The organism is Rhodospirillaceae bacterium (assembly GCA_028819475.1).
In the GTDB taxonomy this organism is placed as follows: domain Bacteria; phylum Pseudomonadota; class Alphaproteobacteria; order Bin65; family Bin65; genus Bin65.
In genome coordinates this window covers 25,683-40,997 of the sequence record JAPPLJ010000035.1, presented here as the reverse complement: position 1 = coordinate 40,997, position 15,315 = coordinate 25,683, and the positions used below count along the sequence as shown (strand labels likewise).

Annotated in this window: 18 protein-coding genes and 2 pseudogenes; 10 read left to right on the top strand and 10 right to left on the bottom strand. The window is 67.7% G+C overall.

What is annotated here, in order from left to right; translation table 11 throughout:
- Positions 1–196 precede the first annotated feature (196 nt).
- Positions 197–1,234, bottom strand: a complete 1,038-nt coding sequence (locus OXM58_11090) for an aspartate-semialdehyde dehydrogenase (protein ID MDE0148904.1) — start codon at positions 1,232–1,234, stop codon at positions 197–199.
- 136 nt (positions 1,235–1,370) lie between these two features.
- Here OXM58_11090 and OXM58_11085 point away from each other — a divergent pair, with 136 nt between their 5' ends.
- Positions 1,371–1,739, top strand: coding sequence for a DUF962 domain-containing protein (locus OXM58_11085; GenBank protein ID MDE0148903.1), 369 nt, complete (start codon positions 1,371–1,373; stop codon positions 1,737–1,739).
- Between the two features lie 110 nt (positions 1,740–1,849).
- Here OXM58_11085 and OXM58_11080 read toward each other — a convergent pair whose 3' ends face one another.
- Positions 1,850–2,014 carry a hypothetical protein gene (locus OXM58_11080; protein ID MDE0148902.1) on the bottom strand — a complete coding sequence of 55 codons (165 nt, stop codon included), beginning with the start codon at positions 2,012–2,014 and terminating at the stop codon, positions 1,850–1,852.
- Between the two features lie 120 nt (positions 2,015–2,134).
- Between OXM58_11080 and OXM58_11075 the strand changes: the two genes are divergently transcribed.
- The gene (locus tag OXM58_11075; protein ID MDE0148901.1) at positions 2,135–2,470 is read left to right on the top strand and encodes a hypothetical protein; all 336 of its coding nucleotides are present in this window, start codon (positions 2,135–2,137) and stop codon (positions 2,468–2,470) included.
- 18 nt (positions 2,471–2,488) lie between these two features.
- Here the strand turns inward: OXM58_11075 and OXM58_11070 are convergent, their stop codons facing one another.
- The 6 genes from OXM58_11070 to OXM58_11045 all read right to left on the bottom strand — a co-directional run bounded on the left by OXM58_11070 (position 2,489) and on the right by OXM58_11045 (position 7,448).
- On the bottom strand, positions 2,489–3,112 hold the full coding sequence (locus tag OXM58_11070; GenBank protein ID MDE0148900.1) for a septation protein A: 624 nt from the start codon (positions 3,110–3,112) through the stop codon (positions 2,489–2,491).
- Positions 3,109–4,137 (bottom strand): signal recognition particle-docking protein FtsY, encoded by a 1,029-nt coding sequence (gene ftsY, locus OXM58_11065; GenBank protein MDE0148899.1) that lies wholly within the window; start codon positions 4,135–4,137, stop codon positions 3,109–3,111. The genes OXM58_11070 and ftsY overlap by 4 nt, the downstream gene beginning before the upstream one ends.
- Complete coding sequence (gene mtaB, locus OXM58_11060; GenBank protein MDE0148898.1) at positions 4,137–5,429, bottom strand: tRNA (N(6)-L-threonylcarbamoyladenosine(37)-C(2))-methylthiotransferase MtaB; 1,293 nt, start codon at positions 5,427–5,429, stop codon at positions 4,137–4,139. The genes ftsY and mtaB overlap by 1 nt, the downstream gene beginning before the upstream one ends.
- Positions 5,430–5,684: 255 nt before the next feature.
- Positions 5,685–6,539, bottom strand: coding sequence for a diaminopimelate epimerase (gene dapF, locus OXM58_11055; protein MDE0148897.1), 855 nt, complete (start codon positions 6,537–6,539; stop codon positions 5,685–5,687).
- A gap of 170 nt (positions 6,540–6,709) precedes the next feature.
- The gene (locus tag OXM58_11050; GenBank protein ID MDE0148896.1) at positions 6,710–7,174 is read right to left on the bottom strand and encodes a hypothetical protein; all 465 of its coding nucleotides are present in this window, start codon (positions 7,172–7,174) and stop codon (positions 6,710–6,712) included.
- Positions 7,175–7,178: 4 nt separating this feature from the next.
- Entirely contained in the window at positions 7,179–7,448 is a 270-nt protein-coding gene (locus tag OXM58_11045) for a hypothetical protein (protein ID MDE0148895.1), read from the bottom strand.
- Positions 7,449–7,698: 250 nt separating this feature from the next.
- Between OXM58_11045 and ffh the strand changes: the two genes are divergently transcribed.
- From ffh to OXM58_11005, 8 genes and pseudogenes are all read left to right on the top strand, one after another.
- Positions 7,699–9,177, top strand: coding sequence for a signal recognition particle protein (gene ffh, locus OXM58_11040; protein MDE0148894.1), 1,479 nt, complete (start codon positions 7,699–7,701; stop codon positions 9,175–9,177).
- A 45-nt stretch (positions 9,178–9,222) separates the two neighbouring features.
- Positions 9,223–9,576 (top strand): annotated as a pseudogene (rpsP, locus tag OXM58_11035) (30S ribosomal protein S16).
- A 118-nt stretch (positions 9,577–9,694) separates the two neighbouring features.
- Complete coding sequence (rimM, locus tag OXM58_11030; GenBank protein MDE0148893.1) at positions 9,695–10,276, top strand: ribosome maturation factor RimM; 582 nt, start codon at positions 9,695–9,697, stop codon at positions 10,274–10,276.
- Complete coding sequence (gene trmD, locus OXM58_11025) at positions 10,273–11,007, top strand: tRNA (guanosine(37)-N1)-methyltransferase TrmD (protein MDE0148892.1); 735 nt, start codon at positions 10,273–10,275, stop codon at positions 11,005–11,007. Before rimM ends, trmD begins: the two co-directional genes overlap by 4 nt.
- A gap of 4 nt (positions 11,008–11,011) precedes the next feature.
- Positions 11,012–11,380, top strand: a pseudogene (gene rplS / locus OXM58_11020) (50S ribosomal protein L19).
- A gap of 340 nt (positions 11,381–11,720) precedes the next feature.
- Positions 11,721–13,127, top strand: coding sequence for a 3-isopropylmalate dehydratase large subunit (gene leuC / locus OXM58_11015; GenBank protein MDE0148891.1), 1,407 nt, complete (start codon positions 11,721–11,723; stop codon positions 13,125–13,127).
- A 24-nt stretch (positions 13,128–13,151) separates the two neighbouring features.
- Positions 13,152–13,772, top strand: a complete 621-nt coding sequence (leuD, locus tag OXM58_11010) for a 3-isopropylmalate dehydratase small subunit (GenBank protein ID MDE0148890.1) — start codon at positions 13,152–13,154, stop codon at positions 13,770–13,772.
- A gap of 355 nt (positions 13,773–14,127) precedes the next feature.
- A complete protein-coding gene (locus tag OXM58_11005) occupies positions 14,128–14,628 on the top strand; it encodes a hypothetical protein (GenBank protein ID MDE0148889.1) in 501 nt (166 codons plus the stop codon).
- Between the two features lie 18 nt (positions 14,629–14,646).
- Here OXM58_11005 and OXM58_11000 read toward each other — a convergent pair whose 3' ends face one another.
- Entirely contained in the window at positions 14,647–15,066 is a 420-nt protein-coding gene (locus tag OXM58_11000) for a type II toxin-antitoxin system VapC family toxin (GenBank protein ID MDE0148888.1), read from the bottom strand.
- Entirely contained in the window at positions 15,063–15,314 is a 252-nt protein-coding gene (locus tag OXM58_10995; protein MDE0148887.1) for a type II toxin-antitoxin system prevent-host-death family antitoxin, read from the bottom strand. The genes OXM58_11000 and OXM58_10995 overlap by 4 nt, the downstream gene beginning before the upstream one ends.
- Position 15,315 lies beyond the last annotated feature (1 nt).

Here is a 15,315-nt window from a genome sequence, read left to right as displayed (position 1 = left end):
CGCCCGCCGCCGCGCCGATGCCCGATTCCGGTACCGCAACAGGGTCCGCATACCCCTCCCCCTAACCCCCTCCCCCAAGGGGAGGGGGGATTCCGGTGCAAACCGGATACATGGGTGACAGTTCTGACCGGATACATGGGTGACAGGTCCGCCGATAACGCGGAGCGAGACCTGTGCTGCGGATGAACGGATGCCTTCAGGCTGCCGCCCGCAAGCCGCCCTGTTCGATCATCGCCTCGGCGATCTGGATGGTGTTGAGCGCCGCGCCCTTGCGCAGATTGTCGGAAACGACCCATAGCGCGAGGCCGTGCGGCACGCTCGGGTCCTTGCGGATGCGGCTGACATAGACCTTGTCCTCGCCGGTGCATTCGACCGGCGTGACATAGCCCTCGTCGGCCCGGTAATCGATCACCGAGACGCCGGGCGCGGCCGCCAGCGCCTCGCGGGCTTCATCCTCGCCCAATGCGCTGTCGAATTCCAGATGCACCGCCTCGGCATGGCCGATGAAGACCGGCACGCGCACGCAGGTCGCGATCATGTCGATGGCCGGGTCGAGAATCTTCTTCGTCTCATTGACCATCTTCCATTCCTCTTTCGTCGAGCCGTCCTCCATGAAGACGTCGATATGGGGAATGACGTTGAACGCGATCTGCTTGGTGAACGTCTCCTTCTCCACGCCGCCCGCGGCATAGATGTTGCGCGTCTGCTCGAACAGCTCGTCCATGCCCGCCTTGCCGGCGCCGGAGACCGACTGGTAGGTCGCGACCGAAACCCGCCGGATCCGCGCGGCATCGTGCAACGGCTTGAGCGCCACGACGAGCTGGATCGTCGAACAGTTCGGATTGGCGACGATGTTGCGCCGGCCGTTTTGCGCCATGTAGCCGGCAAGGACGTCGCCGTTCACCTCCGGCACCACCAGCGGCACGTCCGCATCCATGCGGAACTGGCTGGTGTTGTCGATCACCAGGCAGCCGGCGGCCCCGGCCCGCGGCGCGTGGTCCTTCGAAACCTTTGCGCCGGGCGAGGAAAAGGCGATGTCGACGCCGGCGAAATCGAAGGCCGCGAGGTTCTTGACCTCCAGCGTCCGGCCGTCGAAGTCGATCGGCTCGCCCTCCGAGCGCGGCGAGGCGAGCGGAACCACCTCGTCGGCCGGAAACTTCCGTTCGGCCAGCAGGTCGAGCATTTCCCGGCCGACATTCCCGGTCGCGCCGACCACGGCTACGCGATAGCCCATACTTTCTACTCCGTTGAGGGCGGTCCGGCGCTTGAATTGGCGAACCGTCCGCCGCACTTCAAGATATCCTCATGCCGCGTGCAGCGGGGCGGATCGTCCCCGGACCGCACGCGGCGCGCGCCGGGAGGGGAAAACGATGCCCGATACGCCCGACACGCCCGATAAGAGAGCCTCAGGCGACAAGATCGCGACCTACGCGGAATTCTGGCCCTTCTACCTGGGCGAGCACCGCAATCCGCGGACCCGCCATCTGCACTATTTCGGCACCTCGCTCGCCATCGCCGCGGTGATCGTCGCGCTGGTTACGCAGACCTGGTGGCTGCTCGCCGCCGCCGTGTTCTGCGGCTACTTCTTCGCATGGATCGGCCATTTCTTCATCGAGAAGAACCGGCCGGCGACCTTCACCTACCCGGTCTGGTCCCTGTTCAGCGATTTCCGCATGCTGTGGCGCTGGGCGACCGGCCGCCTCGCCGGCGACTACGCGCGCTTCGGCATTCCGCAATAGGCCCTGCCGCCAAAACGCGAGACGGCTCCCCGCGATCCGCACCGCGGGAAGCCGTTTTTCCTTTGGGCGCTCTTCCCGCGGCGCGTCCGCGGGTCGGGCGCGGACCGGGCCTATTCCTCTTCGGCGGTCGTCGTGTTGGTCACGACCGTCTGTTCGACCTTCGGTTTGTCGCTCTGGGCCATGCCGGCCATCGGGCAGGCGAAGGCCGCACCGGCCGTGCCGAGCACGAATCCGGCGACACAAAGGCCGAGGGCGGTTTTCTTGATAACGGGCATGGGATTCCTCCCCACAGGGGCTTCACAGAATATGCTATAGGAACCCTATACCGACCGCCGGTTCCGGTCAACGCGGATCGCCCGCGGCCCCAGCCGGAAACGGAAAACAGGAAACACGCCATGATCTGCGCCGTCGTCCGCTACCGGCTGCCGCCGTCCATCGACCGGGCTGCCTGCCGCGACCATCACGAGAAGATCGCGCCCGGCTTCCGCGACGTGCCGGGCCTCGTCAGCAAGCATTTCATCTGCGCCGACAACGGCATCGCCGGCGGCGTCTACCAGTGGGAGAGCCGCGAGGCCGCCGAGGCCTTCTATTCCGGGCCCTGGCGCGACGGCATCGTCGAACGCTACGGCATGGAACCGGAGATCGAGTTCTTCTCCGTGTTCTGCATCACCGACAATGCGGCCGGCGAGGTCCGCGTGCTCGAGCCGGCCCCGGCCATCGCGGCGGAATAGGCCCCGGCGCTGTCGCCGCTACTCCCCCTCCGTCTTCTCCCGCTTGAGGTCGCCGAACGGGCCGCCGTCCGTGGAATGGCGCTGGATCAGCGGCAGTTGCGAGAGCGCGAAGACGATGGTGAGCGGCATGTTGCCGAACACTTTGAAAGAGACCCAGAAGCTCTCGGTCTGGGTGCGCCAGACGATCTCATTCAGCACCGCCATGAAAACGAAGAAGCAGGCCCAGCGGAAGGACAGCTTGAACCAGCCCTCGTCGGTCAGCTGAAACACCGGGCCGAACAGGTATTTCAGGAAGGCGCGGCCGAACAGCAGGCCGGCGAACAGGGTGAAGGCGAACAGGCCGTTCACGATGGTCGGCTTCATCTTGATGAAGGTGTCGTCCTGCAGGATCAGCGTCAGGCCGCCGAAGATCACCACGACGACCGTGGTGACCAGCGGCATCAGCGGCACCCGCCGCTCGAGCTTGATCGAGAACGCCAGCGAGACCAGCATCGCCGGGATGAAGGCGGCAGTGGCCACCATCAGATCCCAGACGAAATAGCAGACGAAAAATGCGCCGAGCGGCCCGAACTCGATGAAGGTCCGGGCCAGCGGTGTGACCCGCGATTTCTCGGAGGGATCTGCCGCGAATTTCAGCGTCATGCCGCCGCCTCCCGGTTGCTCGCGGCGGCGCCCGCCGGATCGAGCCCCATCAGGCTGCGGGCATAGTCCTGCGCTGCGAAGGGGCGCATGTCCTCGGCGCTTTCGCCGACGCCGACGGCATGGACCGGCAGGCCGAACTTCTCGGCCAGCGAAACCACCACGCCGCCGCGCGCCGTGCCGTCGAGCTTGGTGACGATCAGGCCGGTCACTTCCGCCATATCGCGGAACGCCTCGACCTGGCTGTGGGCGTTCTGGCCGACCGTGGCGTCGAGCACGAGCAGCACGTCGTGGGGGGCGCCGTCGTCGATCTTGCGCAGCACGCGGACGATCTTCGCCAGCTCGTCCATCAGCTCTTTCTTGTTCTGCAGGCGCCCGGCGGTGTCGATCAGCAGCAGGTCGAGCCCGCCTTCCTGCGCCTGTTTCAGCGCGTCGAAGGCGAGGCCCGCGGCGTCGGCGCCGGGGTCGCGCGCCAGGATCGCGCTATCGGTGCGCTCGGCCCAGATCTTGAGCTGGTCGATCGCCGCCGCGCGGAAGGTGTCGCCGGCCGCCATCATCACGCTCAGCCCGGCGTCGCGATGGTTGCGGGCGAGCTTGCCGATGGTCGTCGTCTTGCCGCTGCCGTTGACGCCGACGACCAGCACGACATGGGGCCGGTGCGCCGGATCGACCGCCAGCGGCCGGGCGACCGGCTCCAGAATCGCGCCGATGTCGGCGGCGAATTCGGCGCGGATGTCCGCTTCCGACAACTCCTGGTCGAAGCGGCGCGCGCCCAGCTCTGCCACCAGCCGGGCTGCGGTGGACGGGCCGAGGTCTGCGGTGATCAGAACGTCTTCCAGAGCCTCTAGCGTGGCGTCGTCGAGCCGCCGCCGGCCGCCGCCGACCAGGCCGCCGATGCCCTCGGCCAGCCGCGACGATGACTTGCCGAGCCCGTCGCGCAGCCGGCTGAGCCAGCCGCGCCTTTGCGCCGGTCCGGGTTCGCCGGTCGCCGGCTCCGGCGCGTCTTTCCGGCGGCGGAACAGCGCCATTACGCGGGCAGCCCGTGCGCCGGACCGGCGAGCAATGCGTCGTCGGCCGCCCCGGTGACGCGCATCGGGACGATGCTGCCGGCCGGGCAGCGGCTCCCGTTTGCATCTTCGGTAAAGGCGTCGCCGTCGAAGCGGACGGCGGCATAGTGTTCGCTCCGGCCCCTGCCTTCGCCTTCGATCAGTACGGCAATGTCGCGGCCGGCCTGGCCGGCGAGCCAGCACCGGAGCGCTTCGGCGCCCAGCGCGCGCAGACGGCCGGCGCGTTCCTTGCGGACCCGCTTCGGCACCGCCGGCATTCGCGCCGCCGGCGTGCCGGGCCGCTCCGAATAGGGGAAGACGTGCAGGAAGACGAGGCCGCAGTCCTCGACCAGGTCGAGCGTGCGCCGGAACATGTCCTCGGTCTCGGTCGGGAATCCGGCGATCAGGTCGGCGCCGAGCGCGATATCGGGGCGAAGGTCGCGGACCCGCCGGCAGAATTCGATCGCCTGCCGCCGGCTGTGCCGCCGCTTCATGCGCTTGAGGACAAGGTCGTCGCCGGCCTGGAGGCTGAGATGCAGATGGGGCATCAGCCGCGGCTCCTCGGCGATCAGGCGCAGCAGCGTCTCGTCGACCTCGGCGCAATCGAGCGAGGTCAGGCGCAGGCGCGGCAGGTCCGGCACGGCGGCGAGCAGCCGCTGCACCATCTGCCCGAGCGTCGGCGCACCCGGCAGGTCGGCGCCCCAGGCGGTGATGTCGACGCCGGTCAAGACGATCTCGCGATAGCCGGTTTCGACCAGCGCGCGTGTCTGTTCGACGATCGGGCCGAGCGCGGCCGAGCGGCTGTTGCCGCGGCCGTAGGGGATGATGCAGAAGGTGCAGCGGTGGTCGCAGCCGTTCTGGACCTGGACATAAGCCCTGGCCCGGCCGTCGAAGCCGCCGGCCAGGTGGCTCGCGGTCTCGCGCACCGCCATGATGTCGTTGACCTGCACCGGCGCATCGTTCGCCGCCAGGAAAGTCACCGGGTCCATCTTTTCGATATTGCCGACGACGCGGTCGACCTCCGGCATCGCCGCCCAGGCGCCCGGGTCGATCTGCGCCGCGCAGCCGGTGACGACGATCCGCGCGCCCGGCCGCTGCCGACGCGCCCGCCGCACGGCCTGGCGCGCCTGGCGCTCGGCCTCGGCGGTCACGGCGCAGGTGTTGACGATCACCGTATCGCCCAGCCCGGCCGCGTGCGCCGCAATCGCGCCCGATTCCGCCGCATTCAGCCGGCAGCCGAAGGTCACGATTTGCGGTTCGGCCGTCCCGGTCATGTCCGAAATCCAAAAATACCCCCCTCCCCCTGGGGGAGCGGGCAGGGGGAGGGGTTGTCGCCGGAAGCGATGCCGGCCGCTGCAAGCGCGATAGCCGATTCGGTGCGAACAACTTTGCCCTTCGCCGCGGCGGCGTCGAACCGATACCTTCGTCGCGGAACGGAAGGGCCTGCGCTTGTCATCGCCATACCCCTCCCCTAACCCCTCCCCCAAGGGGAGGGGGACCAATCGTGGGCAGCCGCGTTTGGAACGAAGTCATGCCAGCACGCCGCGGAAGCTGGTGGCGGTCGGGCCGGACATCAGGACGTGATCGTCCTCCGCCCAGTCGATGAACAATTCGCCGCCGTCGACCTCGACCGTCACCCTGCGATCCGTCAGTCCCCGGCGAACCGCGGCGACCGCGGCGGCGCAGGCGCCGGAGCCGCAGGCCTGGGTGAGCCCCGCGCCGCGCTCCCACACCCGCAGGCGGATGCGGTCGCGGCCCTTCGTCTGGGCGACGCCGATATTGGCCCGTTCCGGAAACAGGCGGTGATGCTCGAGGACCGGGCCGATCCGTTCGATCGGCACGCTCTCGGCGTCCTCGACGAAGAAGACGGCGTGGGGATTGCCCATGCCGACGCCGACCGGATCGCTGAGCGGGCCTTCCGCGATGCCGAGATGCAGCGTGTCCCGGTCCTCGGACAGCGGAATGTCGCGCCAGTCCGTTACCGGCCGGCCCATGTCGACCGCCACGCTGCCGTCGCCGTTGCGCAGGCAGTCGAGCACGCCGGCTTCGCTTTCGAAGGAGATTTCGGTGCTGCCGGTCTCGTCCATCAGCAGCGCGGCGGCGCAGCGGGTGCCGTTGCCGCAGGCGCCGGATGCCGAACCGTCGCTGTTCAGGAACAGCAGTCCGTAATCCGCCAGGCCGGTCGGCGGAGGCGTAATCAGCACAAGCTGGTCGCAGCCGACACCGCGGCGGCGGTCGGCGATCTCCGCCGCTGTCCCGGCGCCGGGCGGCGGCGCGCCGTCCCGCAGGTCGAGCATCACGAAATCGTTGCCCGCGCCGTGCATCTTGACGAAGGGGACGCCGGCGGGGTCGAAGGCCGGGCTGCTATGGCCGGTCGGGTTCATGGCCGGGGAGATATGGTGTTTCCGCCGCGCCTGTCCACGCGGCAGAGTGGTTGGCGGGACTTGGCACAGCGACTTCGGCCGCGTGTCGTCCGAGGTGCGCCGGGCGGTCCGAACTCCGTCTTCTCCACGTTGCCGTGACCGATCCGAAGTCGCGTCTTTCAGAGGTTTTCCTACGACCGGAACTGGTAGTGGCGGAAGTTGAACGCGGCTTCGCTCTCTTTGGCCGAAGCCGCAAGATACAAGTCGAGGTCGACGGTAATCAGTGGATTAGCCTTTGAGACGACTTCAAGAAGAGCGGCATCGGTAAGGCCAAGCCGATTGAACGCGCTGTTGTCCGCAGCCACCCTGCTGGTAACAACCGTCTCTTCCGCCTCCCGGATTAGAGTGCGAAGTGTATCGAAAATATGCGACCGTTCCGGTTCGGCGTGCTGGGCCAGCAGGTTGGATGCTTCGGTGAGTATATTCTGTGTCACCAAAACGCGATCGGTCTCGTTTATCAATCTCACCAGGCGTTCGTAGTCTGCAATTTCAAATGTCCTTAGCCGGCGATGCTTGGCGATCAGGTCTTTTCCCGTCGCGCCGACCACAAGAAGCACCAGCAAATTGGCGTCGATATAGACTCTGTTCGGAAACATCCAGTTAAGGAGATCCGGCCAAAATCCGATCTCTCACGGACAAGACGCGGCCATCGCTATCGCTGATCCGAAGCACTTTATAGGAGCGTGAGCCGTTCCCGCTCAGAACGGAATGGACGCTCCGATCCCAGGCCCTCGAAAATCCCACAGTTATTCTCCAGCAACCATCCTGGCCCATCTCGATTTCCTCCAGGCCGAGATCGACGAGAATTTCGTCGGCAAACAGGTCGGCAACGTAGTTCTTTGCCGCCTGCACCGCTTCCTTTGCTTCCATCTGGCCCTCTGACCCATGTCGCGACACACCGCTATTAGATAGGGACAGCACCCCGCGAGGCCATAGGCTTGCCGCTTCGCTGCGGCGTTTGCCGGCTTGACCGGCCGCTTGCGCGCCCCTACATCGCGCCTCGAATTCAGCGCCTGAATGCCCGTGGCGCTCCCGAGGGAGCCCGCCCGTCTGCGAAGGTTCGCACACGGGCGCTTTTTGCATTGGGCGGGCCGGCTGAGAGGGGACACCGGACACGCGCATGTTCGACAGCCTGACGAGCAGACTGGGCGACGTTTTCGACAAGCTGACCCGCCGCGGGTCGTTGAGCGAGTCGGACGTCACGGCCGCGCTGCGCGAGGTTCGCGTCGCGCTGCTGGAGGCCGATGTCGCGCTGCCGGTCGTCCGGGACTTCGTCGAGCGGGTCAAGGAGCGCGCGGTCGGCGCCGAGGTGCTGCGCAGCGTCACGCCGGGCCAGCAGGTCGTCAAGATCGTCAACGACGAACTGATCGAGACCCTGGGCCGCGAGGTCGAGGAGATCGACCTGCGGGCCCAGCCGCCGGCCGTCCTGCTGCTGGTCGGCCTTCAAGGCTCGGGCAAGACGACGACGGCGGCCAAGATCGGCAAATACCTGACCGAGAAAGAGCGCAAGCGCGTGCTGATGGCCTCGCTCGATACGCGGCGGCCGGCGGCACAGGAGCAGTTGCGCGTGCTCGGCGAGCAGGCGCAGGTGGCGACCCTGCCGGTCGTCATGGGCGAGCCGCCGGCTGCGATCGCCCGGCGCGCCCTGCAGACCGGCAAGCTGGAGGCCTGGGACGTCGTCATCCTCGATACCGCCGGCCGGCTGCATATCGACGACGAGCTGATGACCGAGGTCGCCGAGGTCGGCAGGGCGACGAGCCCGGTCGAGACCCTGCTGGTCGCCGACGCGATGACCGGCCAGGACGCCGTGACCATTGCGCAGGCCTTCGACGAGCAGGTCGGCATCACCGGGATCGTGCTGACCCGCATCGACGGCGATGCCCGCGGCGGCGCGGTCCTCTCCATGCGCGCCGTCACCGGCAAGCCGATCAAGCTGATGGGCACCGGCGAGAAGCTGGACGGGCTCGAGCCCTTCCACCCCGACCGGATCGCGGGCCGCATCCTCGGCATGGGCGACGTCGTCAGCCTGGTCGAGAAGGCGGCGGAGACCATCGAGCAGGAGGAGGCCGAACGGCTCGCCCGGAAAATCCAGAAGGGCAGCCTGGACCTGGAGGATATGCTCGGCCAGCTCCGCCAGCTCAGGAACATGGGCGGGCTCGGCTCGCTGATGAACCTGCTGCCCGGCGTCGCCCGGGCGAAGAAGCAGATGGCGGCCGCCAATGTCGACGAGAAGACGGTCGGCCGGCAGGAGGCGATCATCCTGTCGATGACGGTGAAGGAGCGGCGCAGCCCGCAGATCATCCACGCCTCGCGCAAGAAGCGCATCGCCGCCGGCTCGGGCGTGAGCGTGCAGGACGTCAACAAGCTGCTGAAACAGTGGCAGGAAATGAACAAGGTCATGAAACGCATGAAGAAGATGGGGAAGAAGGGCCGGCTGCCCGATCTCTCCCAGCTTGAGGACGGCGCCCTGCCCGGCGACATGCAGTTGCCCGGGCTCGGGGGCGGCCCTCTGGGCGGCGGTCCGCTCGGCGGCGGCACCGGCCTGCCGGGCGGCCTCACCAACCTGCCGCCCGGTTTCGGCAAACGGCGCATGAAATAGCCCGAAGCCAAGAGAATCCCTGAACGGAACGCGAGAGAAACTCACATGTCCCTACGCATCAGACTGGCCCGGGGCGGGGCAAAGAAGCGCCCCTTCTACCGGATCGTCGTGGCCGATTCGCGCATGCCGCGCGACGGCCGTTTCATTGAGCGCGTCGGTTCCTACAACCCGATGCTGCCGAAAGACCATCCGGACCGGGTCGTCCTGAAGGAGGAGCGGGTGCGGCACTGGCTCGGCGTCGGCGCGCTGCCGTCGGACCGCGTATCGCGTTTCCTCGGCACCGCCGGCCTCGCCGGCCGGCGCGAGGCGCCGCTTCAGACGAAAAAACACCTGCCGGGCGAGAAGACGCTGGAGCGCCGCCGCGAGCGCGAAGAGAAACGAAACGCGGCTGCGGCGGCCAAGCCCGAGGTCGAGGCCGAAACCGAAGTTGAGGCTGAAGCCGAAGTCGAGACTGAAGCCGAAGTTGAGGCTGAAGCCGGAGCCGAGGCTGGAACCGGAGCCGAGGCCGAAGCCAAGGATGAAGGCTGACCCGGCGGCGTCGCTGCCGGTCCGGCCGGTCATGTCGGAGCGCAAGATGGTCTGCATCGGGGCGGTTGCCGGGGCGCACGGGGTGCGCGGCAACGTCAGGATCAAGCCGTTTACGGACGCGCCGGAGGACGTCGCCGCCTACGGGCCGGTGACCGATGCCGGGGGCGCGCGCGCCTTCGAGCTGTCGCTGGTCGGCGAATCCGGCGGAACCGTGATCGCGCGCCTCAGCGGAATCGCGGATCGCGACGCGGCCGAAGCGCTCAAGGGCCTGAGGCTCCATGTCCCGCGCGAACGCTTTCCGGCGCCCGGGGAGGACGAATTCTACCACGCCGACCTGATCGGCCTGCGCGTCGTCGATTCCGAAGGCTGCGCCGCCGGAACCGTCCACGCGCTGCACGATTTCGGCGCCGGCGACCTGATCGAGATCCGCCGGCCGTCGCGCAGGCTGGTCCTGCTGCCGTTTACGCAGACCGCCGTTCCGCGCATCGATCTTGCCGCCGGCGAAGTGACCGTCGACGCCGCGCACCTGGCGGAAGCCGAAGCGCCGCCGGCCGCGGAGGACGACCGGTGAGCGCCGGCGCAACCGCCTGGTCGGCCACGGTGCTGACCCTGTTCCCGGAGATGTTTCCGGGCTGCCTGGGCCATTCGCTGGCGGGCAAGGCGCTCGACGGGGGCGTGTGGTCTCTGGATACCGTGGATATCCGCGATTTTGCGCGCGACAGGCACGCCACGGTGGACGATACGCCCTTCGGCGGCGGGCCGGGCATGGTGATGCGGGCCGACATCGTCGATGCAGCGCTGCGGTCGCTGGAAACCGGGCCGGCGGACGGCCGGCCGCGTATCTTCCTGTCGCCGCGCGGCGCGCCGCTGACCCAACGGCGGGCGCGCGAACTGGCGGCGGGCCCCGGCGCGGTCATCCTGTGCGGCCGCTACGAAGGGGTCGACCAGCGCGCGATCGAGGCGCACGCCCTGGAGGAAATGAGCATCGGCGACTATGTCCTGTCCGGCGGCGAGCCGGCGGCGGCGGTGCTGATCGACGCCTGCGTGCGGCTGCTGCCCGGCGTTGTCGGTGACGCGCGTTCGCTGGCGGAGGAAAGTTTCGAGCGGGGACTGCTGGAGCATCCCCACTACACACGGCCGCAGACCTGGAACGGCATGACCGTGCCGGAGGTGCTGCTGTCGGGACATCACGCGCGGGTCGCCGATTGGCGGCTGGCGCAGGCAGAGGACATCACCCGGATGCGCCGGCCCGACCTGTGGGCCCGATATGCCGCCGGGCAGCAACCGGGGAAAGGCGTGTAGGCCGATGAACATCATCCAGGAAATCGAGCAGGAACATCTCGCCGAGATTGCCGGCGACAAGGAGATCCCGGATTTCAGCCCAGGCGATACCGTTCGGGTCAACGTCCGGGTCGTCGAGGGTAACCGCGAGCGGGTCCAGGCGTTCGAGGGCGTGTGCATCGGGCGGCGCAACGCCGGCCTCAACTCGTCCTTCACCGTGCGCAAGCTGTCCTACGGCGAGGGCGTCGAGCGCGTCTTTCCGCTCTACAGCCCGCGCGTCGAATCGATCGAGATTATCCGCCGCGGCAAGGTCCGCCGGGCCAAGCTCTATTATCTGCGCGGCCGGACCGGCAAGCGGGCCCGTATCGTCGAGCGGACGACCGGCCGCGGCATGAAGAAGGCCGAGGGGGCCGACGCGGTCGACGAAAGCGCGGCAGCGCCCGCACCTGCCGAGGTTCCGGTCGAAGCCGCTGCGGAACCCGACGGTGCGGCAGCGGCGGAGGCGGCTGCAACGGAGGGCGATTCGCCTAAAGCGGAAGCCGAAACGACATCGGCGGAATCCGGCGTTGCCGAAGCGGAGGCCGGGTCGACCGGGGCGGAAGCCGAAACGGAGTCTGCCGACGGCGCCGGCACGGCAGAGAAGGAAGACTGAACGAGTCCGGCGCCGTCCCGCGGCGCGCCACAGCCGCGATCCCGCGGACGGCGGCACGGAACACGGACAGGGAGGCCAAGCGATGACCCAACCCCGAACGCTCTTCGACAAGATCTGGCAGAGCCACCTGGTGCATGAGCAGGACGACGGCACCTGCCTGATCTATATCGACCGGCACCTGGTGCACGAGATCACCAGCGCCCAGGCCTTCGAAGGGCTGCGCGAAAACGGCCGGACGGTGCGCCGCCCGGACCTGACGCTCACGGTCGCCGATCACAACGTCCCGACCACGCCGGGCCGGGGCATGACGGTCGACGACGCGGAAGCGCAGATCCAGATCGACCTGCTGCGCTCGAACGCCGGGGAGTTCGGCATCGAATTCTTCGACATGGACGACATCCGCCAGGGCATCGTCCATATCATCGGCCCGGAGCAGGGACTCACCCTGCCGGGCTCGACCATCGTGTGCGGCGACAGCCATACGGCGACCCACGGCGCCTTCGGCGCGCTTGCCTTCGGCATCGGCACGTCGGAGGTCGAGCATGTGCTGGCGACCCAGACGCTGATCCAGCGCCCGCTCAAGAATATGCGGATTACCGTCGACGGCGCCCTGCCGCTCGGTGTGACGGCGAAGGACCTGATCCTCGCCATCATCGGGAAGATCGGCACCGCCGGCGGCACCGGCCATGTCATCGAATATGCCGGCGAGGCGGTCCGCAACCTCTCCATGGAAGGCCGCATGACGGTGTGCAACATGTCGATCGAGGCGGGCGCGCGCGCCGGCCTGGTCGCGCCGGACGAGACGACCTTCGACTATCTCAGGGGCCGGCCCAAGACGCCCAAGGGCGCGCAATGGGAAGCCGCGCTCAACTACTGGAAGACTCTGCCGTCCGACGACGGCGCCCGATACGAGACCGAAGTCTCGCTGAACGCGCCGGACATCCCGCCGATTGTCACCTGGGGCACCAGCCCGCAGGAGGTCTCGCCGATCGACGGCAGCGTGCCGACCCTCGACCAGGCGGAGAACGACGCCCAGCGCGCCGCGTGGACCCGCATGTACGACTATATGGGCCTCGAAGGCGGCGAGCGGATGACCGATCTCGCGGTCGACTATGTCTTCATCGGCTCCTGCACCAACGGGCGGATCGAGGACATGCGCGCGGTCGCCGAGGTCGCGAAGGGCCGCCGGGTCGCCGAGGGCGTGCGCGCGCTGGTCGTGCCCGGCTCCGGGCTGGTCAAGGAGCAGGCGGAGCAGGAAGGACTGGACCGGGTGCTGTCCGAGGCCGGATTCGAATGGCGCGAGCCGGGATGTTCCATGTGCCTGGCGATGAACGCCGACAAGGTGCCGATGGGCGCGCGCTGCGCCTCGACCTCGAACCGCAACTTCGAGGGCCGGCAGGGCCGCGGCGCGCGGACCCATCTGGTCAGCCCGGCGATGGCGGCGGCGGCGGCCGTGAGCGGCCGGCTCGCCGACGTGCGGGCGCTGTAGGCGGGATCAAACGGGAGAAGACGGATGGAAAATTTCACCACGCTCACCGGCGTCGCCGCGCCGCTGCCGATGGTCAACGTCGATACCGACGCGATCATTCCGAAGCAGTATCTCAAGACGATCAAGCGGACCGGCCTGTCCGCCGGCCTGTTCCACGAAATGCGCACCGACAGGAACGGCGTCGTCACCGGGGATTTCGTGCTCGACAAGCCGGCTTACAAAGAGGCCAAGATCCTGGTCGCCGGCGACAATTTCGGCTGCGGCTCGTCGCGCGAGCACGCGCCATGGGCGCTGCTCGACGCCGGCATCCGCTGCGTGATCTCGACCAGCTTCGCCGACATCTTTTTCAACAACTGCTTCAAGAACGGCATGCTGCCGGTCGTCCTGCCGCAGGCGGATGTCGACGCGCTGATGGCGGACGCGCAGATGGGCGCCAACGCGACCGTGACGGTCGACCTGGAGGCCCAGACGATCACCCGGCCGAACGGCGAGACCGTCGCCTTCGAGGTCGAGCCCTTCCGCAAGCACTGCCTGCTCAACGGCCTCGACGATATCGGCCTGACCCTGCAGAAGGCCGCCAGCATCGACAGCTTCGAAGCCCGCCACGCCCAGGACCGGCCGTGGATGACGCCGGCGGCGACGTAGAGGCGACCGACCCGCTACGAAATCTTTTCACGCAGGAAAAGCGGGAAAATACCTTGGTTGTCAATTGACAACAAAGGTTGGCGGGGTTATCTGTGCCAAGGAAGAGGCATCCGAACAAAGAGATCGAATCTGCGTTGAAGTATCTCGAGTCGGCAGGCTGGACGGTTGAGGAAGCCAAAGGGCGCAGCGCCCATTCGTGGGGCTATGTCCTTTGCCCGGCGAATGCTGGGAACGTCTGCCGTTCCGGGACGTTCTGCCGGATGTCCGTGTGGAGCACGCCGCGCAATCCGCAAGCGCACGCGGACGAGTTGCTTAGAAAAGCCAACGGCTGCGTCATGTTGGGATAACGGCGTCCATGCCTGAAACGAAGTTCGAGTTCGATCTGGTCTTTGCGCTTCCGGAAGAGACCGTGGACGAGGATGCCATCCTCGACGCCCTTTACGAAGCCGGATGCGACGACGCGGCGGTCGGCTTGGGCGCACCGGGCCTGATCGGCTTGGGGTTCACGTGCGCCGGCCGGGAAGCCGAGGCAGTCATCTCAGATACGGTGCAGCAGGTCCTGTCCGCCCTTCCGGAAGGGGCTGTGCTTCGGGAGGTAAAGCCTGACCTGGTCAGCCTCGCCGAAGTCGCTGCACGGCTGAAGGTGACCCGGCAAGCGCTGCAAAAGCGGCAAATGCCGCCGCCGTCCCTGGGCGGGCTTTACCGGGCGTCCGAAATGCCGCCTTACCTGGACTCGGTCAAAGGCAAGCTGCGCGAGGGATTCCGCGATGCAAGCGCTTGGTTCGCGGCGGCGCCGGGCGCCCAGCGGGTCAACGCCCGGATCGGTCTCGGCGAGTCGGGCGGCGATAGTCGCTAACGAGCCGCCACACGTCTTCTACGTCCCGATGCGGCCGCCGACCAGGGACAGGCCGCACTCGGCCGCGGCTTGTGCAAGAGCCTTGTCCAGCGTGGCCAGCGGCGCAGAATTCCGCAAGGCCGCTTCCAGATACGCAGCATCGTAGATGGTAAGTCTGTGCCTGTCGGCCAGATCGAAGGCCGTTTCCAGATCGGGTTCGACGTCGGTCCGGATCGGGAAGCGTTCAAGGGCGCGAAGCAGCTGCGCCGATGCATCGCGCGCAATCCGGCCCCGGCGCATTGCAACGAGCAAGCCGTTGCGGACCTCAAAATGCCAAAGCCGGGGAACCAGCGCGTCGTCGTCTTTCAGGCGCAGCCAGGCCCGGTCCGCCTGCGATCCGGCTTCCTCGTTCAGCAGCCATGCAAGCGCGATCGAAGCGTCGAGGACAAAGAGATTCAAAGGCGATGGCCCTCATGGCGCGCCCGGAGTAGTTCCTCGACCGACATGCCGGCAGGCTTCCATTTTTCCCGAATCCGCAGAAAGTCGGCCATCGCCTGTGCCCGTTCGGCGCTTTCGCTCGCCTGGACGGGGATCACATGAGCGATGGCCGCGCCATGACGGGTTATGGCTACGGTCTCGCCGCGCTCGACCGTACGGAGCACTTCCGCCAGCCGCGCCTTCGCTTCGGTGGCGCTGATAGTCTGCATG

Coding starts and splice junctions, on each gene's coding strand:
- OXM58_11090 (MDE0148904.1), bottom strand. CDS start 1,234: ATGGGCTATCGCGTAGCCGTGGTCGGCGCGACCGGGAATGTCGGCCGG.
- OXM58_11085 (MDE0148903.1), top strand. CDS start 1,371: ATGCCCGATACGCCCGACACGCCCGATAAGAGAGCCTCAGGCGACAAG.
- OXM58_11080 (MDE0148902.1), bottom strand. CDS start 2,014: ATGCCCGTTATCAAGAAAACCGCCCTCGGCCTTTGTGTCGCCGGATTC.
- OXM58_11075 (MDE0148901.1), top strand. CDS start 2,135: ATGATCTGCGCCGTCGTCCGCTACCGGCTGCCGCCGTCCATCGACCGG.
- OXM58_11070 (MDE0148900.1), bottom strand. CDS start 3,112: ATGACGCTGAAATTCGCGGCAGATCCCTCCGAGAAATCGCGGGTCACA.
- ftsY (MDE0148899.1), bottom strand. CDS start 4,137: ATGGCGCTGTTCCGCCGCCGGAAAGACGCGCCGGAGCCGGCGACCGGC.
- mtaB (MDE0148898.1), bottom strand. CDS start 5,429: ATGACCGGGACGGCCGAACCGCAAATCGTGACCTTCGGCTGCCGGCTG.
- dapF (MDE0148897.1), bottom strand. CDS start 6,539: ATGAACCCGACCGGCCATAGCAGCCCGGCCTTCGACCCCGCCGGCGTC.
- OXM58_11050 (MDE0148896.1), bottom strand. CDS start 7,174: ATGTTTCCGAACAGAGTCTATATCGACGCCAATTTGCTGGTGCTTCTT.
- OXM58_11045 (MDE0148895.1), bottom strand. CDS start 7,448: ATGGAAGCAAAGGAAGCGGTGCAGGCGGCAAAGAACTACGTTGCCGAC.
- ffh (MDE0148894.1), top strand. CDS start 7,699: ATGTTCGACAGCCTGACGAGCAGACTGGGCGACGTTTTCGACAAGCTG.
- rimM (MDE0148893.1), top strand. CDS start 9,695: ATGAAGGCTGACCCGGCGGCGTCGCTGCCGGTCCGGCCGGTCATGTCG.
- leuC (MDE0148891.1), top strand. CDS start 11,721: ATGACCCAACCCCGAACGCTCTTCGACAAGATCTGGCAGAGCCACCTG.
- leuD (MDE0148890.1), top strand. CDS start 13,152: ATGGAAAATTTCACCACGCTCACCGGCGTCGCCGCGCCGCTGCCGATG.
- OXM58_11005 (MDE0148889.1), top strand. CDS start 14,128: ATGCCTGAAACGAAGTTCGAGTTCGATCTGGTCTTTGCGCTTCCGGAA.
- OXM58_10995 (MDE0148887.1), bottom strand. CDS start 15,314: ATGCAGACTATCAGCGCCACCGAAGCGAAGGCGCGGCTGGCGGAAGTG.